Here is a 24,803-nt window from a genome sequence, read left to right as displayed (position 1 = left end):
TTAAAATCAGACAGTTTAAAAACACCCGGCAGGTTTTATTTATGGCTTTTCGAACGATTCTCGGATTCATAGTTCCATTGCTGTGCAGCTCTGCGCTGCTGGCCGAAGAAATCAACTTAAATCCGTCCCATCCGGAACGCTATACGGTCGTCCAGGGCGACACGCTGTGGGACATTTCGGGCAAGTTTCTGCGGAACCCGGGACAATGGCCGCTGTTGTGGAGCTACAATAATCAGATCAAAAATCCGCACCTGATCTATCCCGGCGATACGGTCTATTTCTCGACGGTGAACGGCCAGCCGCGGCTGAGTTTTTCCCCGACCGAAGCCTCGGCCGTTTCCCCTTCCTCGGGGCCCTGCGTGCTCAGCGATGAAGACATCAAAAACGGACGCACCAGTTTTGCGCTGTCCGCCGAGGGCAAGTTACGGCCCTGCATACGCGAGTCCGTCTCGGCGAAAGCGATTCAATTGATTCCGGCCGATGCGATTCAGAAATACCTGTCCCTGCCGCGCGTACTCGGTCAAAACGAATTGAACTCCGCACCTTATATAGTGGATCTGGCTGGCGAGCATTTGATTGCCGGCACCGGTGACAAGGTTTATGTGCGCTCGATCGACCAGCCCGAGAGCCTGACTTATGCGGTTTACCGCGAAGGCGATACCCTGGTGAACCCGGAAACCCAGGAAGTGTTGGGTTACGAAGCCAAATATGTCGCCGATCTGACCTTGCAGGAAGCCGGCGATCCGGCGACGCTGACGATCACGAAGGCGAGCGGCGAGATCCGCGTCGGCGACCGGATTTTGCCGACCAACGAGCAGGAAGTGGTGTTGAATTATTTTCCGATGCCGCCCGAGGAAAGCATCAAGGCCACTATCATCGGCGTACATGATGGCGTTACGCAAATCGGCAGGTATAATGTCGTCGTGATCGACAAGGGCACCGCCGACGGACTGAAAACCGGCCATGAGCTGGACATCTATCAGCGCGGCAAAATCGCTCGCGACCCTTACAGCCCGGTCAAAAATGACGAGGTGCAAATGCCCGACGAATACGCCGGCAAGCTGATGGTATTTCGACCGTTCGAGCGGGTCAGTTATGCGCTGGTGATGCAGGCGCGAAAAGATATCCATGTCCTAGACAAAGTGCAAACCCCTGAGTAGTCCTACGCCCAACGCCTCTTGCGATCTTTCTTATTGGCTTGCGCTGTCGCGCGCGCCGGGAGTCGGCAGCAGAACCTTTTTGAGCCTGCTGGAAACGCACGCCCCGGCGCAATTGTTTTCCGAATCCTCCTCCACTCTGGCCTCCCTGGGCCTCAAACCCGACGCGATCGAAGCGATCCGCAACCCCGACTGGCCCTTGATCGAGAGCGATCTCGCCTGGTCGAGGCAGCCGGATCAACATATTCTTACGCTTGCCGATCCTCTCTATCCCGAGCAACTGAAGCAAATTGCCGATCCGCCGCCGCTGCTGTTCGTGCGCGGCCATCCGGATTTGCTGTCCAGGCCGCAAATCGCGATCGTCGGCAGCCGGAACCCTTCCTCGCTCGGCAGTGAAACCGCATTCGAATTCGCCAAGGCGCTGAGCGCGCACGGCTTCGTGATTTCCAGCGGCCTCGCCCTCGGCATCGATGCCGCCGGCCATGAAGGTGCCCTGCATGGGCAGGGATTGACCGTCGCGGTGGTCGGCACCGGACCGGACCGCATTTATCCGGCCAAGAACAAAAATTTGGCCAGCCAAATCATCAAGCAAGGGGCGATCGTGACCGAACTGCCGCCCGGTACGCCGGCCTTGGCGCACCACTTTCCGCGCCGCAACCGGATCATCAGCGGCCTGTGCCGGGGCCTCCTGGTCGTCGAGGCCGCCAAGGACAGCGGCTCGCTGATCACCGCGCGTCTGGCGCTGGAGCAAAACCGCGAAGTGTTTGCGATCCCGGGCTCGATCCATAACCCCTTGGCGCGCGGTTGCAACGCGCTGATCCGCGAAGGCGCCAAACTTGTCGAAACCGTGCAAGATATTCTTGAAGAGTTACATCAATATTATCAACAAGATAGGAATTATACGCCGGCACCGGAACAATCAATGCTTGACCTGGAGCAACAAACATTATTGAATCTAGTCATGTATGACCCCACATCTATCGACGATCTGGTCGAAAAAACCGGCAAATCGGTCGAAACGATCGCCTCGATGCTGCTGATTCTGGAACTGAACGGCTACATTTCGGCGGTCGCGGGTGGCTGTTATACCCGAATTAAATAATCTCTGGCGAGCGCTATGAAAGAAAATATTTTTGATGTTCTGATGTACCTGTTCGAAAACTATATGGAGGGCGAAATCGAAATCCTGCCAGATAGCGATGTGATCAGAACCGAATTGCTCGAAGCCGGCTTCGAACAGCTCGAAGTCAGCAAGGCGTTCGACTGGCTGGAGTCGTTGAGCTTGCAGCGCGCGATTGCGCCGACCGTCGCGCCCGCGTTCCGCATTTTCTGCGCCGAGGAAACCGCCAAGCTGAGCACCGAATGCCTCGGCCTGATCCTGTTTCTGGAGCAAAAAGGCATCCTGAGTTCGGCGAACCGCGAGATCGTGATCGATCGGGCGATGGCGCTCGAAAACGAGGAAATATCGGTCGAAAAACTCAAATGGATCGTGCTGATGGTGCTGCTCAGCCAGCCCGACCAGGAAATCGCGTTCTCCCGCATGGAAGATTACGTTTACGATCTGATCCCAACCTATTTGCATTGATCATTGCGGCAGAAGACACCAGGTTCAGGGGGCTGAAATGCATGCCATTTGAACCGAATCCCTGTACATTGTCCCCTGCACCGTGAAATCTTTTAAGGATAAATGAGCAAAAATCTCGTCATCGTAGAGTCTCCCGCCAAGGCCAAAACCATCGAAAAATATCTGGGTAAGGATTTTCAGGTGCTGGCTTCCTATGGCCATGTCCGCGATTTGATTCCTAAGGAAGGCGCGGTCGATCCCGACAATGATTTCGCGATGAAATATGAGGTGATCGAGCGCAATTTGCGCCATGTGCAGGCGATCGGCAAGGCGTTGAAAGACGCCGATGCGCTCTATCTCGCGACCGACCCCGACCGCGAGGGCGAGGCGATCTCGTGGCATCTCTATGAGCTGTTGAACGAAAAAAAAGCACTGAAGAACAAAACGGTGCACCGGGTCGTCTTTCATGAAATCACCAAGAAGGCGGTGACCGAGGCGATCGCGCATCCGGCCGAGCTGGCGACGAACCTGATCAATGCGCAGCAGGCGCGCCGGGCGCTCGATTATTTGGTCGGCTTCAAGCTGTCGCCGCTGCTGTGGAAAAAGATCCGTCGCGGCCTGTCCGCCGGCCGCGTGCAGAGCCCCGCGCTGCGCATGATCGTCGAGCGCGAGCTCGAAATCGAGGCCTTCAAGAGCCGCGAGTACTGGACGATCGACGCGCAGTTGACCGCCGACGAGCAGACTTTCAAGGCCAAGCTGACCCATCTGGCCGGCGAAAAGCTGAATCAATTCAGCATCACCGACCAGGAGACTGCCGAGCAAGCCAGACAAACTTTATTGGCGGCGGCGGACGGCCGCCTGATCGTCACCAAGCTCGAAAAGAAACAGCAGAAACGCAATCCCGCGCCGCCGTTCACGACCTCGACGCTGCAACAGGAAGCCGCGCGCAAGCTCGGCTTCACGACCAAGCGCACGATGATGGTCGCCCAGCAATTGTACGAAGGCATCGACATCGGCGGCGAAACCGCCGGCCTGATCACCTACATGCGTACCGACTCGGTCAATCTGTCGGTCGAGGCGGTCGCCGAGATGCGCGAGATGATCGCGGAAAATTACGGCCCGGAAAACGTGCCGAAAGATCCGCGCGTATTCAAGACCAAGTCGAAAAACGCGCAGGAAGCCCATGAAGCGATTCGGCCGACTTACCCTCGCTATCTGCCCGCCCAGCTCAAAAATCATCTCAGCGACGAGCAGTTCAAGCTTTACGACCTGATCTGGAAGCGCACGATCGCCTGTCAGATGATCCAGGCGACGATCAACATGATCGCGGTCGACCTGAGCTGCGGCGAAGCAGGCCAGCACACATTCAGGGCGACCGGCTCGACGATCGCCTCTCCCGGCTTCATGGCGGTGTATCTGGAAGGCAAGGACGACACCAGCGACAGCGACGACAAGGAAAGCTTCCTGCCGCCGCTCGAAGAGGGCCGTCCGGTGCCGCTGAACGACATCGTGAACGCGCAGCATTTCACCGAGCCTCCGCCGCGTTTTGGCGAAGCAAGCCTGGTCAAGGCGCTCGAAGAACACGGCATCGGCCGGCCTTCGACCTATGCCTCGATCATCTCGACCTTGCAGAACCGCGATTACGCGACGCTCGAAAACAAGCGCTTCCATCCGACCGATGTCGGCCGCATCGTGAACAAGTTTCTGACCGAGCATTTCACGAAATATGTCGATTACGACTTTACCGCGAAGCTCGAAGACGATCTCGATGCGGTGTCGCGCGGCGAGAAGGACTGGATTCCGTTGATGAGCGACTTCTGGAAGCCGTTCAACACGCTGATCCAGGAAAAAGACGAGAACGTGCAGCGCAAGGACGTGACCCAGGAAGCGCTCGACGAAAACTGCCCCGAGTGCGGCAGTCCCTTGTCGATTCGTCTGGGCCGCAACGGCCGTTTCATCGGCTGCACCAATTATCCGGGCTGTTCCTATACCCGCAATCTGAACGAAGACCAAAACGAAGCGGTAGAGCCGGAGGTGGTCGAGGGCCGGGTCTGCCCGAAATGCGAATCGCCGCTGGTCTTGAAGTCAGGCCGCTACGGTAAGTTCATCGGCTGTAGCGCCTATCCGAAATGCCGCCATATCGAGCCGTTGGAAAAACCGCTCGATACCGGCGTCGAATGCCCGAAGTGCAAAAAAGGCAGCATCCTGAAACGCAAGTCGCGCAGCAACAAGATTTTTTATTCCTGTTCGGAATATCCGAAATGCGACTATGCGCTGTGGAATGCGCCGCTGAAGGAAAGCTGCCCGGCATGCAACTGGCCGGTTTTGACCGTCAAGGAAACCAAGCGGCGCGGCGTCGAAAAAGTCTGTCCGCAGAAGGAGTGCAGCTATGCGACGCCTTACGAAGGCGATCCTGCCGACATCGAAGGGCCGAAATAGGCGCGCCCCTATCTGCGATAACCCAGTCCATCCATGCCGAACATCATCATCTATACGACCAAGATCTGTCCTTACTGCATCATGGCGAAACGCCTGCTCGACCGAAAAGGCGTCAGCTACACCGAAATCAATGTCGATGAACCCGCTCTGCGCGACGAAATGATCAGCAAAAGCAACAGGCGCACGGTGCCGCAAATCTTTATCGACGACCGTCATATCGGCGGTTTTGATGATTTGTATGCGCTCGATCAACAAAAGCAGCTGGATCCGTTGTTGACCGACTGAGCTTGCCGCCATCGGCAAGCGCGTTGCGGGGCGGCTGCCGCCGCCCCAGGGGAGGATTGGCTTAAAAGCCTAATTCGGCCTCGTCGAGATCATCAAACTGTTCCCGGAGGCGCTTTTTTTCCCAGTAGATTTCGATTTTTCGCCGCGCATCGCGCTTGATCGTATCGTTTTCGCTCGTATCGAGAGACGAAAATTCGACATCGTCGAATATGTCGTCATCTTGATCGATTTGACCCATCGCTTCGTCGGGTTTGTTCGCCAGCTTTGCGGAAGTTCTTGCCATGGTTACACTCTTCAAAAACTAAGGATGCTTTCCGGCCGCTTGTCCGGAAAGATCGTAAATAAATTCAATTAACAGCTTCGGCATCGGAGCCCAAACGGTTTTAATCATAATGGCGACGGCTTCGCCGAATTTCAACCGCGCCGAAAGTCATTGCGGGTTTAAATGAACGGACCAAAGACACAGCATGTCTTTGCACATCAGGAAGGTTATTGATTACAGCCCATCGCAACGATTGCTACGGCCGTTAGAATAGGAATTCGGTACATGATCTACGCCTCACCGATAACATGCCGATCACCCTAAAATGACCAGGAAAACCCTGAAAAGTTCTCCTTATCCCTTGCTCTCTCAAAAAGAACAAGACAGGACGGGCAGGCGATTGCCGACCCATCCTGCAACCTCACCTTGCGAGACCCGATTTACTGCTTTTCGAGCAAATAATCCAGCCACAGGTTCGACAGCTTTTCCTGCACCGTATTCTGGCGCAGGCGCGCATTCAGATGCGGGAAGTCGACCTTGTCCAGATCCTGATCCTGATTGTAGCAAGAATACACGAAATATTCCTTGCCGGACTCCACATCAACATGCTTGCACAAGCATTGCGCGCAGATGCCCTTCATCATGCACTGCATCGGCGAGTTGATCGAGCCGATCGCATGCCGGACCTTGTTCAGATAAGGCTTCAGCACATTGAAGCGCGCATCCTTGACCGCGGCCATCATCCGGTCCGAGCCGATCACGATCAGATGATCGACATCCGACAACTGAATCGGCTGTTCGCCGAGTTCGCCCTTCGCGTAGGCGACCATGCATTCGAGGATGTTGCCGACGAAGGTCTTGTCCTGCGCCCGCGTCGGCGGGAACGCCTCGGCGCCCGGCGTGTTGTCGACCGACCAGATGATCACGTCGGACGCGGCTTCGATGTCCTCGACCTTGAAAATGTCCTGACGGTATTTGTAGCCGGCGAAATAGATCACCTTGTTGCCCGCGTTGCGCAGCGCCTTGCCGATCGAGAACAAGACCGCATTGCCGAGGCCGCCGCCGATCAACAGCACGGTCTGGCCGGTCGGGATCTCGGTCGGGGTGCCGGTCACGCCCATCAGGATCAACGGATCGCCGACCTTCCAGGTCGCGCACAGGCGCGAGGACGAGCCCATCTCGAGCGCGATCAGCGAGATCGTGCCTTTTTCCTTGTCGACCTCGGCGCCGGTCAGCGCCAGACCCTCGGCAGCCAGCACGGTGCCCTGTTTGACCGGCGCATAAGCTTCGAAGTTTTGCAGCCGGTAGAATTGGCCTGGCTCGAATTTGTCCGCCGCCATCGGCGCCTTCACGATCACTTCGATGATCGTCGGGGTCAGGCGGTTGATCGCGACGATCGTCGCGGTGAAGGCTTCGTCCAGCGAACCGAAGAATTGCTTTAATTCGGCGTTTCGCTGAGTTTGCAAGGCCGGATCGAGCCCCGCCAGTTCCTTTTCGAACAATTTGGCGATATACGGGTAGCCGTTTTTCGCGCTCGCCATCGCCTTGACCACGTTGCCCGCATAGACCGGGTGGTTGTCGCCGTAGAAGCTGATGAACTTGCCGTCCTGTTGGTACGAAGTCAACGGAGCCGGCAAGCCGAGTTTCGGCGCGGCCTCGTCGTGCATAGGCACCAGTTCCAGATTGCCGTCGTGCCATTCCGGCTGATAGCGCTGGAAGAACCATTTGTCCATCACGAAGGTGTCCGGATACTCGCTCTGATAGATCGTGTTCGGCGAGGTGCCCGCCGCGACATACAGATTGCGCAGCGGCACGGTCACCCTCTGCTTCTTGACCCAACGGCCGTCTTCGCATTCGAGTTTTTCGAACTCGACCGCGCGCAAGTGGCCGTATTCGTCAGGTATCGCGCCGACCGGGCTCATGCCTTCGGCGAGCGCGATGCCTTCTTCGAGTGCTTCGGAGATTTCCTCGTGATTTTGCCGGTAAGCCGGTGCATCCTTCATGCCTTTGCGATAGAACAAGGTCACGCCGCCCCAGCCTTCGACCAGCGGCTGGAAGTTCGGCTGCTCGCCGGCGGCCGCGGCGCGCTCGCGTTCGGCGCGAATCGCGCGGCCGTGGCTCAGGAACTCGTCCAGAATGATCGTTTCTTCGGCGTCGTAGCGCTTGCGGACCGCTTCTTCGCCGTAGGTAGCCGCCAGCGTCTCGTAGCGGCCGAGCAGTTTTTCGACCTGCACCGGATAATACGCCATCAGTTCGGTCGCGGTATCGATCGCGGTCAGACCGCCGCCGATCACGCCGGCCGGCAGGCGCACCTGCAAATTCGCCAGCGACGACGACTTCGCCGCGCCGGTCAATTGCAGCGCCATCAAGAAGTCGGACGCCTTGCGGATGCCGCGCATCAGGTTGTTCTTCAGATCGATGATCGTCGGTTTTCCGGCGCCGGAAGCGATACAGATATGGTCGAAGCCCATCTTCCAGGCGTCCTCGATCGTGATCGTGCCGCCGAAACGCACGCCGCCGTAGGCGCGGAACGCGTTCCGGCGCAGCAGGGTCAGATAGATCACCTTCAGGAAGTTCTTGTCCCAGCGCACCGTGATGCCGTATTCGGCGACGCCGCCGAAGCCGGCCAGGATGCGCTTGTCGAGGTCTTCATAAAGCGTGCGGAAGTCGGCGATCGGCTGAGGCAGTTGGTTTGCGCTGCCGGTCAGTTCGGCAGGCAGCGGCTCCAGCTTCAGGCCGTCGATGCCGACCACGCCGAAGCCTTCGTTCAGCAAATAATGGCTCATCGTGTAGCCGGCAGGGCCGAGGCCGACGACCAGCACGTTCTTGCCATTGTAAGGCTGCATGACCGGACGCTTCACGTTCAGCGGGTTCCAGCGCGTGAGCAAGCTGTAGATCTCGAAACCGTAAGGCATGAACAGCACGTCGGTCAAGACGTTCGTTTCGATCTGAGGAATGTTGACAGGATCGGTCTTTTGATAGATGCAGCCCTTCATGCAGTCGTTGCAAATCCGGTGTCCGGTGCCGGGGCACATCGGATTGTCGACGATGATGATCGCGAGCGCGCCGATGTTGTCGCCGCCGCGCTTGACCAGGTGCATCTCGGAGATCTTTTCTTCGAGCGGGCAGCCGGTCGTGGTGACGCCCAATGGATCGACCTTGAAGGTATTGGTCTTCTTGTTGCGCATGCCTTTCGAGCAGGAGTCGGTGTCGCGCTCGTGGCAATAGATGCAGTGATCGACTTCGGATAAGACCTGGCGCTCATTGAAGCGAGGGTCGGTCAGCTTGAAGCCGTCGCGGCGCCGGCGATGCGCCAGCTCGCCCATCCAGACCGAAAATTCGCCCTTGTCGACCACGTCGTGTTCGACCAGGTTCTCGAAATCGCGTTTATCCGGAAACTGGAAGCTGAGCCAGTGCTCGGCGATCTCAGGATTTTGCTGCGCGATGTAGGCCCAGCGCTGCGCCAAGTCCATCAGGCCGTCGACGAAGCCGGCCGCATCGGCCGCCGCGATGATGCCCGCAAACGCCTGCGCGGCCTCGGCATGCGCGGACAGCTTTGCGCGCAGTTGCTCGACCGCCGCGTCCGCAGCCGGATAAGTGCCTTCCTTGCCCTTCGCAACCGCCTTGTAGTGGCTCGACAGGCTGCCGATCACCGCGCCGGCGCGCGCGACCCGGCGCTCGGCGTCGTTGTCCCCGGCCGCCTCGGGGAAAGCCGCCTGGATCAACAGCTCGAAACGGTTTTTGATGCCGTCGACATCCCAATCCGCGATCACCTGGTCCTTGAAGACCAGGTTCAGCTTCGCGACGACCTCATTCTTGTAAGTGAAAACGGTCTCGAATTCTTCCTTGATCTTTCTCGACTGCTCTTGATGCGCGCCTTCGACGCCGAACAGCTTGGCGACGAATTGGCCGACATAAGGCCCCATCTTGACCAGCAAATCCGAAATCGCTTCGACCGCCATGCCTTCGCCCTGACATTGCCGGTAGGCGGCAAATTGAGCGAACAACTCCGCATCATGCCGTTTTACCGAAGCATCGAACGCTTCCAGCAAATCGTTCAGGCGCAGGGCGTCGTATAAATCAGGATAAGTAAAGCCGGGAATTCCAAGCGTAAAGTCGTTTTGATCCATAGTCACTTAAGGTTGATTAGCTCAAGACAGTCCAAACGCTGCGAAAAATCGCCTGCGTAAGTCCTATGAGGATTGCAAATGAGTCGGTTTAACCCACCATTATATAAATATTTTATTGACTTTTCTACAAAAATCTAATAATTCCTTCGGGGGCATTCAAACCTGAAAGGGTTTACACCCGCACCGGCGCTTAACGCGGGCAAGCCTTCGCCGGTCTTGCGAAAATCGGCCGAAATCCTTGATTGCAAAAAAGCTATCGCACTTATCCACAGTTTTTGTGGATAACTCTGTGGGTAAGCTGAAAATAACCGCCCGCACTTGGCGTCCGCCATGCCGTCTTGCCTGATTGCGCCGGAATTGTTCAGCCGGTTTAGAATAAGCATTTTATAATTTAATATCAATAACATATAAAAATATTTCTGCTTGAATGTGTGCAGACGCACAGACAAAATCAAGCCAGCTAGAAAGCAGGAACCACCCCGGCGCACGGCTTTGCATCCTGTGGAAAAATCAAGCGCAAAATCCGGCGCGCTCGCGCCAGTCTGCACCGCAAGATCAAAACCGCTGTCAAAATAGGGGCCTGTCGTGACGCAAATCGCTGAAAGTACAATGCAAATGAACCGATTGTGTTATACAATGGGCGATTTTGAAACGATCCGCCGGGCAACCGGCAGCACTTAAGTAGATCAGCTATGCGATGTCCGTTTTGCGCGGCGCAGGATACGCGCGTTCTGGATTCCAGATTAACGAATGAAGGCGACCAGGTTCGCCGCCGCCGCGAATGCACGGTGTGCAAGGAACGCTTCACGACCTTCGAAGTGGCCGAGCTGACCCTGCCGCGCGTGGTCAAACGTGACGGCAGCCGCGAGCACTTCGACGAAAAGAAGCTGCGCTCCGGCATGCTGAAGGCGCTCGAAAAACGCCCGGTCAGCGGCGACGACATCGAAATGGCGCTGAACCGGCTCAAAAAAGCGCTGATGAGCTCCGGCGACCGCGAGATCTCCGCGCAGCAACTCGGCGAAAAAGTCATGCACGAGTTGAGCCATCTCGATCACGTCGCCTATGTCCGCTTTGCCTCGGTTTACCGCAGCTTTCAGGATGTCAGCGAATTCACCGACATGATCAAGCATCTGCAAAAAAAATAGATGGCTGTAGCAAGCGACCGGGATTATCGCTACATGGCCAGGGCGCTGCAATTGGCACGCAACGGCCTCTATACCACGCACCCGAATCCGCGCGTCGGCTGTGTGCTGGTACGCGACGACCGGATCATCGGCGAAGGCTGGCACGTCAAGGCCGGCGACGATCATGCCGAAATCGCGGCGCTCAAAAACGCGCAGAATGCCGAGGGCGCGACCGTCTATGTGACCCTGGAACCTTGCAGCCATCACGGCAGGACGCCGCCCTGCGCCGATGCCTTGGTCAAGGCCGGCGTCAGCAAAGTCGTGGCGGCGATGCAGGACCCGAATCCCCTGGTCGCCGGCAACGGCCTGAAAAGGCTCCGGGAAGCCGGCATCGAAACCGTTTGCGGCGTCCTGGAAGACGATGCGCGCCGCCTGAATCGCGGCTTCGTGCAGCGGATGACGACGGGCCGCCCTTTCGTGCGCAGCAAGCTCGCGATGAGTCTGGACGGGCGCACCGCGCTCGCTTCCGGCGAGAGCCAATGGATCACATCACACGCGGCCCGGCAGGATGTGCACCGGCTGCGGGCGCAAAGCTCCGCGATTCTGACCGGCATCGATACCGTGCTAGCCGACGATCCCGCGCTGACCGCGCGCATCGACGCAGACGTTCTGCAGCCACTCAGGATCGTGCTGGATTCGCGGCTCAGGATGCCGGCAAGCGCGCAACTGGCGAAACTGCCGGGGCGCAGCCTGATTTTGACATGCAGCGAAGATCGGCACAAAATTGCCGCATTGGAGAACGCCGGCTTTGAAGTTCATCAGCTGGACGCCAGAAACGGCCGGATCGATTTGCAGGCACTGATGCCGTTTTTGGCCGGGCAGCACATCAACGACTTGTTCGTCGAAGCCGGCCCGACCCTGAACGGCGCCTTGCTGGCCGAGAACCGGGTCGATGAATGGATTGTCTATATGGCACCCTGCGTCTTGGGCGACCGGGGGCGCGGCTTATTTGATCTGAACATCGAAACGATGGCCGATAAGAAAACGCTGAAATTGGCCGATGTCAGGCAGGTCGGGCCGGATTTGAAATTGACCTACACCGTTTTTTAAATAAACACTCGCTTATTCCATGTTCACAGGCATCATCTTGGCAGTCGGCAAAATCACCGCGATCGAGCAACAGGCCGGCGATTGCCGCCTGACCATCGACACCGGCAAGCTTTCACTGCAAGACGCCGCGCTCGGCGACAGCATCGCGGTAAACGGCGTCTGCCTGACCGCGATCGCATTGGGACCGCATTCGTTTTCGGCCGACGTCTCGAACGAAACCCTGTCCCGCACCAGCCTGAAAACCGCCACGGTCGGCTCGCCGGTCAATCTCGAACTGGCGTTGACGCCATCAACACGGCTCGGCGGTCATATCGTCAGCGGCCATGTCGACGGCCTCGCGACGGTCATCGACAAAAAACCGGATGCACGCTCGGTGCGCTTCAAGTTCAAGGCGCCGGACCCGCTGGCCAAATACATCGCCGAAAAAGGCTCGGTCTGTCTCGACGGCATCAGTCTGACCGTCAATGAAGTCGAGGGCAGCATATTCGGCGTGAATATCGTGCCGCATACGCTGAAGGAAACCACGCTCGGTTTTGCGGGACCCGGAACCGTCGTGAATCTCGAGGTCGACCTGCTGGCCCGCTATCTGGAACGGCTGATGCTCGGCCAAAAAGCCGAGCCGGAACAAAAAGTCACCCTCGACCTCCTGCAACGCAGCGGTTTTTTAGGCTGAAACGCTCACGGAATGCTATGAATACGATCGAAGAAATCATCGAAGACTTACGCCAGGGCAAGATGGTCATCATCATGGACGACGAGGACCGCGAGAACGAAGGCGACCTGGTCATGGCGGCCGCGTTCACCCGCCCCGAGGACATCAATTTCATGGCGCGCTACGGCCGCGGCCTGATCTGCCTGACCTTGACCAGCGAACGTTGCCAGAAGCTGCGCCTGCCGTTGATGACCAACGAAAACAAGACCGCGCATTCGACCAACTTCACCGTGTCGATCGAGGCCGCGACCGGCGTCACGACCGGCATCTCGGCCGCCGACCGTGCACGCACGGTGCAATGCGCGGTCGCGCCGGAGGCGAAGCCGGACGATCTGGTCCAGCCCGGCCACATTTTCCCTTTGATGGCCAAATCGGGCGGCGTTCTGAACCGGGCCGGCCATACCGAAGCCGGCTGCGATCTGGCGCGCCTGGCCGGGGTCGAACCGGCCGCGGTGATCGTCGAAATCCTGAACGACGACGGCACGATGGCCCGGCGCCCCGATCTCGAAAAATTCGCCGCCGAACACAATCTGAAGATCGGTACGATCGCCGACCTGATCCATTACCGCATTCAGCACGAAAACACGCTCGAACGGATCAGCGAATGCCAGCTTCCGACCGAGTTCGGCGATTTCAGGCTTTATGCCTATCAGGACCGCAACGACAACAACCTGCACCTGGCGCTGGTGATGGGACAGGTATCCGGCGACGAACCGGTGCTGGTCAGGGTGCATGCGCGCAATCTGCTCGACGATCTGTTCGCGTCCAAACGCAACGCCAGCAGCTGCTCGATTCGCGCGGCGATGCAGAAAATCGCCGAAGCAGGACGCGGCGTGCTGGTCGTGATCCGGCGCAGCGAAGACAGCAAAGCGCTGGTTGAACTGATCCACCGTTATCAATTGCAGGACAACGGCGTCCACGTCAACGACGACGAATTCGAGGCCCCCGACTGGCGCATGACCGGCACCGGCGCGCGCATCCTGGCCGATCTGGGCGTGCACAAGCTGAAAGTCCTGGGCGCACAGAAAAAATATGTCGGCCTGTCGGGCTTTGACCTGGAAGTTGCCGAGCATGTCGGCAGCGGGCCTGCGGACGAAGCCTCTTAATCACTTTCTCAACCCCTGAGCGAGCAGGGATTATTTAAACAAGCGTATTCTCACGACGAGCCTACGCGCGCACGGCCTCTGTCTGCCGGCGTATTTCACTTTAACAGTGCGGATTTTCTATGAGCATTACCACGTTTGAAGGCAATTTCTCGGCGGAGGGCGGCAAATTTTGCATCATCGCCTCCCGTTTCAACAGCTTTATCGTCGAGCAACTCGAAGCCGGCGCGATCGATACCCTGGTTCGCCATGGCGCGAATAAGGCGGACATCCACCTGGTCAAGGCGCCCGGCGCATTTGAATTGCCTTTGGTCGCGCAGCGCGTCGCCGCCAGCAAAAAATATGACGCGATCATCGCGATCGGCGCGGTGATTCGCGGCGGCACCCCGCATTTCGAATATGTCGCGGGCGAATGCGTGAAGGGTCTCGCCGGCGTGTCGTTGCAATACGACGTGCCGGTCAGCTTCGGCGTATTGACCGTCGATACGATCGAACAGGCGATCGAACGCGCCGGCACCAAAGCCGGCAACAAAGGCGCCGAGGCGGCGCTGTCCGCGATCGAGATGGTCAGCTTGTTCAACCGGCTGGACAGCTGATGAGTCAGGCCCGCACCAATGCCCGCCAAGCCGCTGTCCAGGCTTTGTACCAATGGCAAATGAGCGGACACAATCTCGGCGAAATCGAACGCCAGTTTCTCGAAGACGGCCGTCTGAAAGATGCGCAGAAAAGCTATTTCAACGAGTTACTGTTCGGCATTCCGAAAAACCTGGATACGATAGACCAACTGTTGGCCGAATTCATCGACCGACCGATCGACAAGATCGATCCGGTCGAACGGGCGATATTGCGGATCGGCGTTTACGAGCTGGAACACCGCCCGGACATGCCGTATCGGGTGATCCTGAACGAAGGCATCAATCTGGCCAAGTGTTTCGGCGCCGACGGCAGCCATAAATATGTGAACGGCATTCTCGACAAAGTCGCGCAGAAGAAGCGCGCTAACGAAGTCAAGCGCGGCAAGGGCGCGGGCTCGAGAACGCAGGATTCAGAGTAAAGCTTCCGTTTTACGCAAGACGGGGTTGTAAGCCCCGTCTTAACATTTTGCCGCTCCGTTTATTCCACAACATGCAGCACCTTGTGGATGGGGCTACAGGCACCGTCCGCCCGGCTCCTTACACCTCGTTACTGACTTATGCCCCTCTCCGAATTCTCATTGATCCGGCGTTTTTTTACCGAGCAAAAAATCAGCAATGCGAGCACCCGGCTCCCTATCGGCGACGATTGCGCCTTGCTTTCGATTCCCGAAGACGATGAACTCGCGATCACCGCCGACACGATGGTCGAAAACGTGCATTTCTTCGCCGGCACCGATCCGAAACGGCTCGGCCACAAATTGCTGGCGGTGAACCTCAGCGATCTGGCCGCGATGGGCGCGAAACCCTTGTCGGTGACCTTGGCCCTGACCCTGCCGCGAGTCGATGAAGCCTGGCTGAGCGCTTTCGCGGACGGTTTTCTGGCGCTCGCGGCCCGTCACTCGGTCGATCTGATCGGCGGCGACACCACCTCGGGCCCCTTGACGCTGACCGTGCAGGCGATGGGGCTGGTGCCGAAAGGCCAGGCCTTGAAGCGATCTACCGCCCGGCCCGGCGATCTGATCTATGTCACCGGCAACTTAGGCGATGCCGGGCTCGGCTTGAAGATTTGCCATGGCTACCACTGCGATCGGCCGGAGGCGGCCTTGCAACGCTTCCATGAACCTGAACCGCGGTGTATCGAAGGCCTGGCCTTGCGCGGCATCGCCAATGCCTGCATCGACATCTCGGACGGACTGGCGGGCGACCTCGGCCATATCCTCGAACAAAGCGGCGTCGGCGCCACGATAGCCTGGGATGCGTTGCCGCTGTCGGCGGAGGTGCAGGCCTATTGCGATGCGACCGGCGACTGGCGGCTGCCGCTGTCGGCCGGCGACGATTACGAACTGTGTTTTACGGTGAGCCCCGAAAAAGCTTCAACTTTGCCGTTCGACTGTCATAAAATCGGCGTGATCGAGACGGCGCCGGGACTTCGGCTGCATAAAGCGGGAACGACACATTCACTAAAGGCACAAGGCTATGAGCATTTTTCATAAATCAGGACTCGGGCGTAACCAACTGACCGCCCGGCAGATCATGACCGATCCAGCGCTGTTTCTGGCCTTCGGTTTCGGCTCCGGCCTCGCCAAGAAAGCGCCCGGCACCTGCGGCACGCTTGCTGCGATCCCGCTGTACTGGCTGATCATTCAAGCCGGCCTGCCGATCTACAGCCTGCTGACTATCGCCTCGACCGTTGCCGGCATCTGGATTTGCGGCATCGCCGCGGACAAACTCGGCGAACACGATTTCGGCGGCATCGTCTGGGACGAAGTCGCCGGCTACCTGATCACGATGTGGCTGGTGCCTTTTTCCTGGCAGGCGGCGTTGCTCGGCTTCGTGCTGTTTCGGATCTTCGACATCATCAAGCCCTGGCCGATCAAATGGATAGACCAGAAGGTGCAAGGCGGCCTCGGCATCATGCTCGACGACGTGCTGGCGGGGGTGTTCGCGGGCGCGCTGCTGTGGATCGCGGCGCAGCAGGGATGGGTCTGAACTTAGGCCATCGATCATGACGAATAACACCGCCGAAGAGCACATCCTGAATATCGCTCACCGCGGCGCACGCGCCTTTGCGCCCGAAAATACGCTCCCGGCGTTCGCGAAGGCGCAAACCTTCGGCTGCCAGATGATCGAACTGGATGTGCATCTCTCCAAGGATCACGAGATCATCGTGCATCACGACGACAACTTGATCCGCTGCACCGACGTCAAAGACAAATTTCCGGATCAACCGAGTTATTTCATTTCCGATTTCTATTTTGATGAGATCAAGCAGCTCGATGCGGGCAGCTGGTTTGCGCGCGAGCTGAATCTGCCGGCCGAAGACCGGCAAGGCTTCCTGCAAAGCCTGACGCCGGAAGAATTCGCGCATTACCTCAGCCCCGAAGATCTCGCGCATTATGCGTCCGGCGCGGTCAAAATTCCGACGCTCGGACAGACGCTCGAACTTGCCCGCAGCCTGGGTCTCAGGGTCAACATCGAACTGAAGATGCTGCCGCGCATGTACCCCGGACTGACCGAGGCGGTGCTCGATCTGGTCGAGACGATGGCGATGCAGGCCGACGTCTTGATCTCGTCATTCGATCACGAACAATTGCGGCGAGTGCGCGAGCGTTCCCCAGACATTCCGACCGCGGTGTTGACCAACGAACGCCTGGCGCTGCCGGGCGAATATCTCCAGCGCATCGGCGCCGACGCCTTGCATACGGGCACCGATCCCCTGGGCCTCCAATCGCTGGCGCGTACGCTGGATGCCGGCGCGATCGCAGACGTGCGCAAACTGGGCAAAGGCGTGAACGTCTGGACCTGCAACGACAAGGACGACATGCGGCAACTGCTTGCGGCGGGCGTGAGCGGTCTGATTTCGGATTATCCGAATCGCGTCCGCGAGGTTCTCGATGAATTAGTGGTTTAGTTCCCCATCTAAACCCTATCCAGTGGAGGGATAACTGAGTATGGAGCTATTAAATCCGAGGCATCCCGCCAGGAGGTTTACTGATGAAGCTAGAATTTCACGGCGCCGATCAAAACGTCACCGGTTCCTGCCATCTGCTGGAAGCCGCCGGCAAGAAGCTATTGATCGATTGCGGGCTGTATCAGGGCAGCCGGGAGTTGGATGAGGAAAATGCCGAGCCTTTCGGCTTCGATCCGGCCAGCATCGATTACCTGTTGTTGACTCACGCTCATCTGGATCACTGCGGACGCATACCGCTGCTGGTCAAGCAGGGTTTTACCGGTGAAATCATTACCACGGCAGCATCCTGCGAATTAGCGCGCGTGGTGTTGCTGGATTCCGCGAAGCTGATGGAAGATGAAGCCGACTATAAAACGAAAAAAGCCGCCCGGCACGGCAAAAAAGAGCCGATTAAACCGCTTTATAATGTCGTAGATGCACTGAACTGCTTCGGTTTTTTCGGCCGGTCTGTGCAATACAATCAACCTGTCATTATCAATGAAGGGATTCAGGCGACCTTCATCGATGCCGGACATATACTCGGTTCCGCCTCCATCGTGCTGGATATTGAACATAAGGGACGGCAGCACCGGATTCTGTTTTCCGGCGATCTGGGCTACAACGACCGGGCCATCATCAAAGATCCGGAGACGCCTCCGCAAGCCGATATTGTGGTGATGGAAACCACCTACGGCGACCGTCTGCATAAACCCCTGGAACCGACGCTGGAAGAATTCTATGCGGCGATTCGCGGCACCCTGGCCAAAGGCGGGAATGTGATCATTCCCAGTTTTGCGCTGGAACGCGCGCAGGAGATGCTTTATTACTTGCGCGAAGGCATTGAACAGAGCCTGCTGCCATCGTATCTTCCGGTTTTTCTCGATTCGCCGATGGCGATTTCCGCTACGCAGATTTTTCAACGCCATCCCGAGTGTTTCGATAAGGAAACCAGTGCAACCTTAACCTCGGGTCGGGATCCGTTTATGTTTCCCGGTTTACATTTTTCCCGGGAAACGGCCGATTCGATGGCGATTAATCAATTCGTCGGCGGCGCCGTGATTATCGCCGGTTCCGGCATGTGTACCGGCGGCCGGGTCAAGCACCATCTTAAACACAATCTTTGGCGACGGGATAATGCGATCATCTTTGTCGGATTTGCCGCCTACGGGACTTTAGCACGTCAGATTGTGGACGGCGCCAAAGAAGTTAAAATCTTCGGCGAAGAAATTCCGGTCAACGCCAGCATTTATACGATAGGCGGCTTCTCCGCTCACGCAGATCAGGCCGAATTACTGGCCTGGCATCAAAAAACGGGCAATCCGAAGACGACTTTCCTGGTGCATGGCGATAAAGACGCCATGCCGGTATTCGCCAACAAACTGCAGAATACTCGGGTCGAAATACCCGCCTTACACCAGCGCTATAACCTTGAAGAGTGGCTTTGAACGCAAGTTTACCGATGTCAATGCCGATGACAAAAAATTAACAGCGCGGTCGAAATTGCAGGCAACGTTGAGGGCTTAAAGTCCGTCAAGAATGACATGCGGCTCAAATAGCTGAAATCCATAGTCAAAGCGCCTTCTTTCACAGAGTAAGATCGCCGAAGCACTTGGCGAAAAAGGAGAACAACGAAGAAATTGCCGCTTATGTTCGCGGCAATTTTATAACGTGCAAGAGAATCGCGGCTCCGGCCGCTAGCGCTTCCTGCTTGCAAAAAGCAAGAGCCCGCCGCCGGCCACAACGGCTGCCACACCAGCCCAGACCGGTATATTGACCGTCTGCGTATCTTTAATTGTCAGCTCGAAAGGGCCAAACTTGGCTTCCTGGGTTTCCCGAGTATAACTATAACGACCATACACCAGCCCCAACAGTCCGGCTAAGATCAACGCGATTGCCACGATTTTAACTGTGCCCATTTTGTCTCTCCTATCAATAATACCCTTGAGTCAAGCCCAGCGCGGCTCTCCCACGGCTTCCCTGCAGCAACACACCGACGGCTTCTTTCACTTCTTCGATTCGGCCTTCAATTTGATCTTTGTTCATAAATTTCTCCTGAGAATTACTGGCGCTTGCCCGGACAGAACTGTCATTATCAAGACTCGCTAACATCATGCCGGAAAATTCATCTTCGACTTGTGCTTGGGAGAATGCCACGAGTATACGTGAGCGTGCATCACTAAGACGTGTTTCGGCCGAACGCAAATCATCGCTGAAGTCATTATATTACGCGCATTCTTGAGGCCTCAATGGCTTCGTCTGTAGGGGTAAGCGCCATTTCACGCGCATGACTCAATGTGTAAAAAGCGGTAATTTCTTTCTTCAATTGGTTGAGTTCTTGATATTGTTCGGTGCCAGATGGACAGGAAGAATTAATCAATTCCATCGAACCTGCTGTAGGCCAAATATTGGCGTTTGTTGTTTGCGGTATTGAAACAATGAAGATCGATGTGAGCGCCGAAATAATCAACATTTTTAAGGAGTATTTGTTTTTCTTGATAGACACAACCTTTCTCCTAAATAGTGAAAAATTATCAATACTGTTAAATAAGGCTAAGAAAGCTTTAAACAAATTACTTTCTCGCTATAAGCGCCTTGCCACAAGTCAGCAAGTATTATTTTTTAACGGCTCCAGTTCTAGAGCGCCCTACAGAAACTTGACCATTTAATCTGCCATCAAAAAATTAGAACAGATTTTGATTCTTTTGTTCACTGTACTTTCCGCCATTGTGGGCTTGGGTTTGGGCTTGGGCTTGGGTTTGCCTAGGACGTGTTGATAAAAAATCTCAATTCAACTTGGTTCCGGGGTGAGGGAAGATCAAGGCACTTTGAACATGAGCGGCTTCAAGCGCCATGATCGTTAATCCATTATGTCGTTCTGATCATGCCCGCATCATGCAACTAATGCTGACGCGCGAGTATCCAATCGTAAAAAACTCTTTTCAAATTTGTCCCCATGCCGGGGTTCGAGTCAGCTTTACGGGTCACGTTAGGTTTCAGGATCGAATCTCTAAAAATTTGATCGACCTCGTTCCGCTACCTTCCGCACAGTAACTTTCATTTCCCGGGGTGATGCCGAACCTTAATGATAGTTAGATTTTTAAACATCTTCTTATGCATTATGCGAATACACCCATACTCTAATGCTTCGGCATCATTTCATCGAACTGGGCGCCGTCTTTTAGCCGCCGCGCTGTTTTTTTCCGGCATCTTTCTGCCTGTACATGTAAAAGGGGCGGAGGTAGTAATCCCTCTTACCGTGCCTTTCGATTTCTTGACGGTGGGTGTAAACAAACAGTTCAATACCGCGCCAGGAGGTGTTGAAGAAATAAGCTATAACAAGAACTGCCGTTATTTATACCTGGACCATCCTCAATTCAACCACCAGAAGGAACTCGTCCGTTTTGTGATTCATGGCCGAGGCAGTGCCGGTGCCGAATTCTTCGGAAAGTGCCTTATCCCCGTTCGCTGGAGCGGGTTTATAGAGATATTGGCTACCCCTTCCATTACCGCAGACTGGCAACTGCATTTGAACGTCGAACACTCCAATCTTTATGACGAAGCCTGGAAAAAAGGGCTGCTCATGGGGCCTATCTGGAATGCCGTTCAGTCTTTCGTTCTTCCGTCTCTCACCTCTTTCAACATCGATCTGGCTCCGCCGCGAGATGAAACGCTCTCGTTGCTGCACGCATTTTTGCCGGCTTCCAGTTCCGCTCAACTGGATGCAGTATTCCGCAGCGCCACGGCAAGAGTGATTAGGGTTGACGACCAGGGCGTTCACCTGGGCTTGGCTCTTGCACTGCCCGACGGCCTTAAGCAGACAATTTCCCCCCGCACTGCCTCCGCAGCCCCCCTGAGCCCTGAGGAATTGGCGGCGGTTAAGCAAGAGCTAGAGCAATGGGATGCCTTTTTGGTGTTTGTGCTAAAGAATATCGGGATGGACATTGAAGACGCCGATATCCGGGCACAACTGTTGGAATTACTCCTTGCAAGCCGTTATGAGGTCTTGCCGATTCTGGCCGGCGAGAGCAGCGAATTAGCCGGAGATCCGGTGCGCGCGCTTTTCGTAGAAACCTGGAATCGCCTCCAGGAAATCATCCTCACGGCCGAGCAGCGAGGAGTCGTTATGAATAATGCTGTACGCTATGTTTCATTCATTCGTGCCGGAGACGTGCTGTTAACCATTGACCGCGCCGCTCCGGGCATTGGCCTGGAAATTTCGGCGGACGGACTTCGTCGTTTAGCCAGAATTTTGCAACCGGGACTGAAAGTTGATCCGCTGCAATACGACTTGGCACCGGATCCCGCATTACGTGAATTGTTCGGATTTCCGGCGAAGTTGCCGAATGAAGAACCGCTGGACCCTGTACCGGAAGACGCCGCCCCTCCTCTAAGCCTATTTGATGCAATCGGCAGCGTCTATGCCGCGGAAGACAGCCAGAGCGACGACCTTGCCGCATTAAGAAAACGGCTAAATCGATGGGTACCGGCGGATTCGGAATTGAGCGAATATCGCGCAACAATGAACAAACTACTGCTAATCAATACAGAACAGGAATTGCAAAGTAATTCTTTAGAAAGCCGCTACAAACCGCTCATTAGTAATTTGGCGCGTGCTACCGCGCTCAAGGAAAGCTGCTGGCGGCAGTTTGTCAGCAAGCAGAAAAAAATAACTTACCTGCATTCGTCGTCGGGAAGCATCGGTTTAATGCAGATCAACCCTTATGTATGGCGTGGATTTTATAATGTGGAGCAAGTTAAATGGAATGTCTCTTACAACGCCGAGGCCGGAATAGAAATTCTTCTGCAATACTTGATTCGCTATGCGATCAACGAAGAAAAGACCGGCAGCATCGACAACATTGCCCGTTCCGCTTATTCGATTTATAACGCCGGACCTAAAGCGATCGGCCGTTATCGCCAAACAACCAGCTCCGAGCGGGAAAGGAAAGTCGATTTTCGCTTTTGGGAAATATACCAGGGATTTAAAGCAGAGGGTGAAGTCGATCTATTTCACTGTACGGTAAAAACAAACTGAAGTACTTATCTAACCTGAGTTCGGTTTAAGCGTTTACGACAAAAGGCAGTAAATCAGCGTCCCTCAAAGATTGCGGATAGCACACCAAAATGCAGAGCATTTCGCTGTAGCCCATGCGCGGCGCTCGGTTACGTTTTTTCTCGCCTTGGGTGAGTTGCTGCTTTTGCCATTCAGGGATAAATGTCCGGCAAAGATCATCTACATCGCAGTAAATTTGTGTTAATTTCATAGCAGGCAGGTTTTGGGATGGAGAATGTTGTGTCGAAACTCTATTTTCCTTGATATTTCAAAAACCTGCCTGCTTTTTTATCTCGAACTCAGGTTAATTATTATTCAAGGTGACCCCAATGCATTCAAATCCGATCCTCAGCGGGGATCCATTCCTGGCGGAAGCCATAGCCGAGGCCGAAACCGGGCACGCTGAGGGTGGCATCCCGATCGGCTCCGTGCTCGTTCATCAGGGCAGGATCATCGGCCGAGGGCATAATCGCCGGGTTCAGCGCGGCAGCGCGATCCTGCACGGGGAAATGGATGCGCTCGAGAATGGCGGCCGGTTGCCGGCATCGGTGTACACGCAGAGCATCCTTTACACGACGCTTTCCCCCTGTGCAATGTGTACAGGCGCTATCCTGCTTTACCGTATTCCTCATGTGATCGTCGGCGAAAATATCACCTTCATGGGCGAAGAGGAGTTGCTGCGAAGTCGGGGTGTCAGAGTCGACGTACTCCAGGATGCCCGCTGCATCGAGATGATGAAACAGTTTATTTCGGAGAATCCGACGCTTTGGAACGAGGATATCGGGGTATGATCCGGCTCACCAATCCAGACTATGATCGCTGACCAGTATTTTGGGCTCCAGCATTTCCCTGATCGCATACTTCGGACCTTCGCGCCCCAACCCCGAATCCTTGATGCCGCCATAAGGCATATGATCGGCGCGGAAAGTCGGCACGTCGTTCACGATAACCCCGCCGACATGCAGGTTCTGAAAGGCGTAATGGATTTTCCGGCTGTCGAAGGTGAATACGCCGGCCTGCAAACCGAATTCCGAGGCGTTGATTGCTTCGACGGCGGCTTTGAAATCGGTAAAGCGTTCGATCACCACGACCGGCGCAAAGGCTTCCAGCGCGCAGACTTTCATCGCCGGATCGGTGCCGGTCAAAACCGTCGGCGCATACAAATTCCCTCGACGCGTTCCGCCCGCCAATAGCGTCGCTCCACCGGCAACGGCTTCCCGTACCCAGGATTCGATGCGCAGAGCATGATGTTCGGCGATCATCGCGGAAAAATCGGTGTCCGGATGCTCCGGATCGCCGATAACCAATTTGTTCATTACCTCCAGAAAATGGCTGACGAACAGGTCGAAGACCGACTCTTCGACATAAATCCGTTGAGTATGGATGCACGATTGGCCGGCATAACTAAAACCGCCGCTGACCGCTTTCGTGGCGGCAATCGAAACATCGGCATTTTTATCGATGATTAGCCCCGCATTGCCGCCCAATTCCAGCAGCACTTTCTTTTTGCCCGCCTGTTGTTTCATTTTCCAGCCGTTTTCCGCCGAACCGGTGAAACTGAGCAGACTGAAACGCGGATCGGTCACCAATCGATTGCCGATGTCGCGGTCCATCGGCAACACAGACAAAGCGCCTTTCGGCAGGCCGGTGCTGTCAATGATCTTGGCCAGAAACAGCGCCGTAATCGGCGTTTTCGAAGCGGGCTTTACGACGATCGGGCAGCCGGCGGCGATCGCCGGGGCGATTTTATGCGCGACCAGATTCAACGGAAAATTAAACGGCGTGATCGCGGCGGCAACGCCGACCGGAAAATAGCTGACGATGGCATCCTTGTGCGCGCCGGAACGGTGCCAATCGATGCTGAGGACTTCGCCAGGCAGGCGTTTGGCTTCTTCGGCGGCAGTCAGAAAGGTCTGCGCCGCGCGCTCGATTTCGCCGTTTGCGGTCTTTAGCGGCTTGCCCGCTTCCCGGGCCATGATGACGGCCAGTTCGCCTCTGTTTGCAAGAATGCCTTGCGCGATTTCGTTCAGAATCCGAAAGCGTTCGTAAACCGGCAAGTCCTGCATGGCTTGGCGCACGGCGCAGGCGGCGGTAACGGCCGTTTCATAATCATCCGCCCCGGAGGTAAAGGTTTTATATACGCATTGTTGCGTATTAGGGCTGATGACATCCAGCGGATGAACAGTAGTTTTAAAGCCCCCTGCAACGTAAATCGGATAAGGTGATTGCTTCATATCTGTCATGTGCTATTGTCCTCATGAAAACTTTCTTGCAGCCCG

Annotated in this window: 25 protein-coding genes; 17 read left to right on the top strand and 8 right to left on the bottom strand. The window is 56.0% G+C overall.

Annotated elements, in window-relative coordinates; genetic code table 11:
- The first annotated feature begins 41 nt into the window (after positions 1-41).
- The 5 genes from ACEPPP_RS11105 to grxC all read left to right on the top strand — a co-directional run bounded on the left by ACEPPP_RS11105 (position 42) and on the right by grxC (position 5,445).
- Positions 42-1,160: a LysM peptidoglycan-binding domain-containing protein gene (locus ACEPPP_RS11105; protein WP_374086674.1), complete on the top strand. Its 1,119-nt coding sequence runs from the start codon at positions 42-44 to the stop codon at positions 1,158-1,160.
- A 79-nt stretch (positions 1,161-1,239) separates the two neighbouring features.
- Complete coding sequence (dprA, locus tag ACEPPP_RS11100) at positions 1,240-2,259, top strand: DNA-processing protein DprA (RefSeq protein WP_374086672.1); 1,020 nt, start codon at positions 1,240-1,242, stop codon at positions 2,257-2,259.
- Between the two features lie 15 nt (positions 2,260-2,274).
- Entirely contained in the window at positions 2,275-2,742 is a 468-nt protein-coding gene (locus tag ACEPPP_RS11095) for a DUF494 domain-containing protein (RefSeq protein WP_374086668.1), read from the top strand.
- Between the two features lie 102 nt (positions 2,743-2,844).
- On the top strand, positions 2,845-5,160 hold the full coding sequence (gene topA / locus ACEPPP_RS11090; RefSeq protein WP_374086667.1) for a type I DNA topoisomerase: 2,316 nt from the start codon (positions 2,845-2,847) through the stop codon (positions 5,158-5,160).
- A 33-nt stretch (positions 5,161-5,193) separates the two neighbouring features.
- The gene (gene grxC / locus ACEPPP_RS11085; protein ID WP_374086665.1) at positions 5,194-5,445 is read left to right on the top strand and encodes a glutaredoxin 3; all 252 of its coding nucleotides are present in this window, start codon (positions 5,194-5,196) and stop codon (positions 5,443-5,445) included.
- Between the two features lie 61 nt (positions 5,446-5,506).
- On the opposite strand, the gene ACEPPP_RS11080 is transcribed toward grxC, so the two are convergent.
- The 3 genes from ACEPPP_RS11080 to ACEPPP_RS11070 all read right to left on the bottom strand — a co-directional run bounded on the left by ACEPPP_RS11080 (position 5,507) and on the right by ACEPPP_RS11070 (position 10,385).
- On the bottom strand, positions 5,507-5,728 hold the full coding sequence (locus ACEPPP_RS11080) for a PA3496 family putative envelope integrity protein (RefSeq protein ID WP_374086663.1): 222 nt from the start codon (positions 5,726-5,728) through the stop codon (positions 5,507-5,509).
- Positions 5,729-6,147: 419 nt separating this feature from the next.
- On the bottom strand, positions 6,148-9,837 hold the full coding sequence (locus ACEPPP_RS11075; RefSeq protein ID WP_374086662.1) for an FAD-dependent oxidoreductase: 3,690 nt from the start codon (positions 9,835-9,837) through the stop codon (positions 6,148-6,150).
- Between the two features lie 134 nt (positions 9,838-9,971).
- Complete coding sequence (locus ACEPPP_RS11070) at positions 9,972-10,385, bottom strand: hypothetical protein (RefSeq protein WP_374086660.1); 414 nt, start codon at positions 10,383-10,385, stop codon at positions 9,972-9,974.
- Positions 10,386-10,529: 144 nt separating this feature from the next.
- Here ACEPPP_RS11070 and nrdR point away from each other — a divergent pair, with 144 nt between their 5' ends.
- The 10 genes from nrdR to ACEPPP_RS11020 all read left to right on the top strand — a co-directional run bounded on the left by nrdR (position 10,530) and on the right by ACEPPP_RS11020 (position 18,916).
- Complete coding sequence (gene nrdR / locus ACEPPP_RS11065) at positions 10,530-10,982, top strand: transcriptional regulator NrdR (RefSeq protein ID WP_374086658.1); 453 nt, start codon at positions 10,530-10,532, stop codon at positions 10,980-10,982.
- The gene (gene ribD, locus ACEPPP_RS11060; protein ID WP_374086656.1) at positions 10,983-12,071 is read left to right on the top strand and encodes a bifunctional diaminohydroxyphosphoribosylaminopyrimidine deaminase/5-amino-6-(5-phosphoribosylamino)uracil reductase RibD; all 1,089 of its coding nucleotides are present in this window, start codon (positions 10,983-10,985) and stop codon (positions 12,069-12,071) included.
- A 19-nt stretch (positions 12,072-12,090) separates the two neighbouring features.
- Positions 12,091-12,744 (top strand): riboflavin synthase, encoded by a 654-nt coding sequence (locus ACEPPP_RS11055; protein WP_374086654.1) that lies wholly within the window; start codon positions 12,091-12,093, stop codon positions 12,742-12,744.
- Positions 12,745-12,761: 17 nt separating this feature from the next.
- Complete coding sequence (gene ribBA, locus ACEPPP_RS11050) at positions 12,762-13,889, top strand: bifunctional 3,4-dihydroxy-2-butanone-4-phosphate synthase/GTP cyclohydrolase II (RefSeq protein WP_374086652.1); 1,128 nt, start codon at positions 12,762-12,764, stop codon at positions 13,887-13,889.
- A gap of 119 nt (positions 13,890-14,008) precedes the next feature.
- Complete coding sequence (gene ribE, locus ACEPPP_RS11045) at positions 14,009-14,482, top strand: 6,7-dimethyl-8-ribityllumazine synthase (RefSeq protein ID WP_374086650.1); 474 nt, start codon at positions 14,009-14,011, stop codon at positions 14,480-14,482.
- Positions 14,482-14,940 carry a transcription antitermination factor NusB gene (gene nusB, locus ACEPPP_RS11040; protein ID WP_374086648.1) on the top strand — a complete coding sequence of 153 codons (459 nt, stop codon included), beginning with the start codon at positions 14,482-14,484 and terminating at the stop codon, positions 14,938-14,940. The genes ribE and nusB overlap by 1 nt, the downstream gene beginning before the upstream one ends.
- Before the next feature lie 138 nt (positions 14,941-15,078).
- The gene (gene thiL, locus ACEPPP_RS11035; RefSeq protein WP_374086646.1) at positions 15,079-16,014 is read left to right on the top strand and encodes a thiamine-phosphate kinase; all 936 of its coding nucleotides are present in this window, start codon (positions 15,079-15,081) and stop codon (positions 16,012-16,014) included.
- Entirely contained in the window at positions 15,998-16,510 is a 513-nt protein-coding gene (locus ACEPPP_RS11030) for a phosphatidylglycerophosphatase A (protein ID WP_374086644.1), read from the top strand. Before thiL ends, ACEPPP_RS11030 begins: the two co-directional genes overlap by 17 nt.
- A 16-nt stretch (positions 16,511-16,526) precedes the next feature.
- Positions 16,527-17,432 (top strand): glycerophosphodiester phosphodiesterase, encoded by a 906-nt coding sequence (locus ACEPPP_RS11025; RefSeq protein WP_374086643.1) that lies wholly within the window; start codon positions 16,527-16,529, stop codon positions 17,430-17,432.
- Between the two features lie 83 nt (positions 17,433-17,515).
- Positions 17,516-18,916: an MBL fold metallo-hydrolase RNA specificity domain-containing protein gene (locus ACEPPP_RS11020; protein WP_374086641.1), complete on the top strand. Its 1,401-nt coding sequence runs from the start codon at positions 17,516-17,518 to the stop codon at positions 18,914-18,916.
- A 249-nt stretch (positions 18,917-19,165) separates the two neighbouring features.
- On the opposite strand, the gene ACEPPP_RS11015 is transcribed toward ACEPPP_RS11020, so the two are convergent.
- The 3 genes from ACEPPP_RS11015 to ACEPPP_RS11005 form a co-directional block, all read right to left on the bottom strand.
- Positions 19,166-19,387: a hypothetical protein gene (locus tag ACEPPP_RS11015; RefSeq protein WP_374086639.1), complete on the bottom strand. Its 222-nt coding sequence runs from the start codon at positions 19,385-19,387 to the stop codon at positions 19,166-19,168.
- A 13-nt stretch (positions 19,388-19,400) separates the two neighbouring features.
- On the bottom strand, positions 19,401-19,625 hold the full coding sequence (locus tag ACEPPP_RS11010) for a hypothetical protein (RefSeq protein ID WP_374086637.1): 225 nt from the start codon (positions 19,623-19,625) through the stop codon (positions 19,401-19,403).
- Positions 19,626-19,689: 64 nt separating this feature from the next.
- Complete coding sequence (locus ACEPPP_RS11005; protein ID WP_374086633.1) at positions 19,690-19,974, bottom strand: hypothetical protein; 285 nt, start codon at positions 19,972-19,974, stop codon at positions 19,690-19,692.
- Positions 19,975-20,553: 579 nt separating this feature from the next.
- Between ACEPPP_RS11005 and ACEPPP_RS11000 the strand changes: the two genes are divergently transcribed.
- On the top strand, positions 20,554-22,506 hold the full coding sequence (locus ACEPPP_RS11000; protein WP_374086631.1) for a hypothetical protein: 1,953 nt from the start codon (positions 20,554-20,556) through the stop codon (positions 22,504-22,506).
- A gap of 25 nt (positions 22,507-22,531) precedes the next feature.
- Here the strand turns inward: ACEPPP_RS11000 and ACEPPP_RS10995 are convergent, their stop codons facing one another.
- Positions 22,532-22,735: a hypothetical protein gene (locus ACEPPP_RS10995; RefSeq protein ID WP_374086626.1), complete on the bottom strand. Its 204-nt coding sequence runs from the start codon at positions 22,733-22,735 to the stop codon at positions 22,532-22,534.
- A gap of 118 nt (positions 22,736-22,853) precedes the next feature.
- Here ACEPPP_RS10995 and ACEPPP_RS10990 point away from each other — a divergent pair, with 118 nt between their 5' ends.
- Complete coding sequence (locus ACEPPP_RS10990; protein ID WP_374086625.1) at positions 22,854-23,315, top strand: nucleoside deaminase; 462 nt, start codon at positions 22,854-22,856, stop codon at positions 23,313-23,315.
- 6 nt (positions 23,316-23,321) lie between these two features.
- On the opposite strand, the gene ACEPPP_RS10985 is transcribed toward ACEPPP_RS10990, so the two are convergent.
- On the bottom strand, positions 23,322-24,767 hold the full coding sequence (locus ACEPPP_RS10985) for an aldehyde dehydrogenase family protein (protein ID WP_374086624.1): 1,446 nt from the start codon (positions 24,765-24,767) through the stop codon (positions 23,322-23,324).
- Positions 24,768-24,803: the final 36 nt, after the last annotated feature.

The sequence above is a fragment of the Methylomicrobium lacus genome, assembly GCF_041897535.1.
Classification (GTDB): Bacteria; Pseudomonadota; Gammaproteobacteria; order Methylococcales; family Methylomonadaceae; genus Methylomicrobium; species Methylomicrobium lacus_A.
This window is presented reverse-complemented; position numbering and strand designations above follow the sequence as displayed.

Bases quoted from the DNA above. Each gene is read 5' to 3' on its own strand.
- ACEPPP_RS10985 (WP_374086624.1), bottom strand. From the start codon at position 24,767: ATGACAGATATGAAGCAATCACCTTATCCGATTTACGTTGCAGGGGGC.
- ACEPPP_RS11025 (WP_374086643.1), top strand. From the start codon at position 16,527: ATGACGAATAACACCGCCGAAGAGCACATCCTGAATATCGCTCACCGC.
- ACEPPP_RS11000 (WP_374086631.1), top strand. From the start codon at position 20,554: ATGATAGTTAGATTTTTAAACATCTTCTTATGCATTATGCGAATACAC.
- grxC (WP_374086665.1), top strand. From the start codon at position 5,194: ATGCCGAACATCATCATCTATACGACCAAGATCTGTCCTTACTGCATC.
- ACEPPP_RS11105 (WP_374086674.1), top strand. From the start codon at position 42: ATGGCTTTTCGAACGATTCTCGGATTCATAGTTCCATTGCTGTGCAGC.
- ACEPPP_RS11075 (WP_374086662.1), bottom strand. From the start codon at position 9,837: ATGGATCAAAACGACTTTACGCTTGGAATTCCCGGCTTTACTTATCCT.
- ACEPPP_RS11095 (WP_374086668.1), top strand. From the start codon at position 2,275: ATGAAAGAAAATATTTTTGATGTTCTGATGTACCTGTTCGAAAACTAT.
- ACEPPP_RS11020 (WP_374086641.1), top strand. From the start codon at position 17,516: ATGAAGCTAGAATTTCACGGCGCCGATCAAAACGTCACCGGTTCCTGC.
- ACEPPP_RS10990 (WP_374086625.1), top strand. From the start codon at position 22,854: ATGCATTCAAATCCGATCCTCAGCGGGGATCCATTCCTGGCGGAAGCC.
- ribE (WP_374086650.1), top strand. From the start codon at position 14,009: ATGAGCATTACCACGTTTGAAGGCAATTTCTCGGCGGAGGGCGGCAAA.
- thiL (WP_374086646.1), top strand. From the start codon at position 15,079: ATGCCCCTCTCCGAATTCTCATTGATCCGGCGTTTTTTTACCGAGCAA.
- ribD (WP_374086656.1), top strand. From the start codon at position 10,983: ATGGCTGTAGCAAGCGACCGGGATTATCGCTACATGGCCAGGGCGCTG.
- topA (WP_374086667.1), top strand. From the start codon at position 2,845: ATGAGCAAAAATCTCGTCATCGTAGAGTCTCCCGCCAAGGCCAAAACC.
- ACEPPP_RS11055 (WP_374086654.1), top strand. From the start codon at position 12,091: ATGTTCACAGGCATCATCTTGGCAGTCGGCAAAATCACCGCGATCGAG.
- ACEPPP_RS11030 (WP_374086644.1), top strand. From the start codon at position 15,998: ATGAGCATTTTTCATAAATCAGGACTCGGGCGTAACCAACTGACCGCC.
- ribBA (WP_374086652.1), top strand. From the start codon at position 12,762: ATGAATACGATCGAAGAAATCATCGAAGACTTACGCCAGGGCAAGATG.
- ACEPPP_RS10995 (WP_374086626.1), bottom strand. From the start codon at position 22,735: ATGAAATTAACACAAATTTACTGCGATGTAGATGATCTTTGCCGGACA.
- ACEPPP_RS11015 (WP_374086639.1), bottom strand. From the start codon at position 19,387: ATGGGCACAGTTAAAATCGTGGCAATCGCGTTGATCTTAGCCGGACTG.
- nrdR (WP_374086658.1), top strand. From the start codon at position 10,530: ATGCGATGTCCGTTTTGCGCGGCGCAGGATACGCGCGTTCTGGATTCC.
- ACEPPP_RS11080 (WP_374086663.1), bottom strand. From the start codon at position 5,728: ATGGCAAGAACTTCCGCAAAGCTGGCGAACAAACCCGACGAAGCGATG.
- nusB (WP_374086648.1), top strand. From the start codon at position 14,482: ATGAGTCAGGCCCGCACCAATGCCCGCCAAGCCGCTGTCCAGGCTTTG.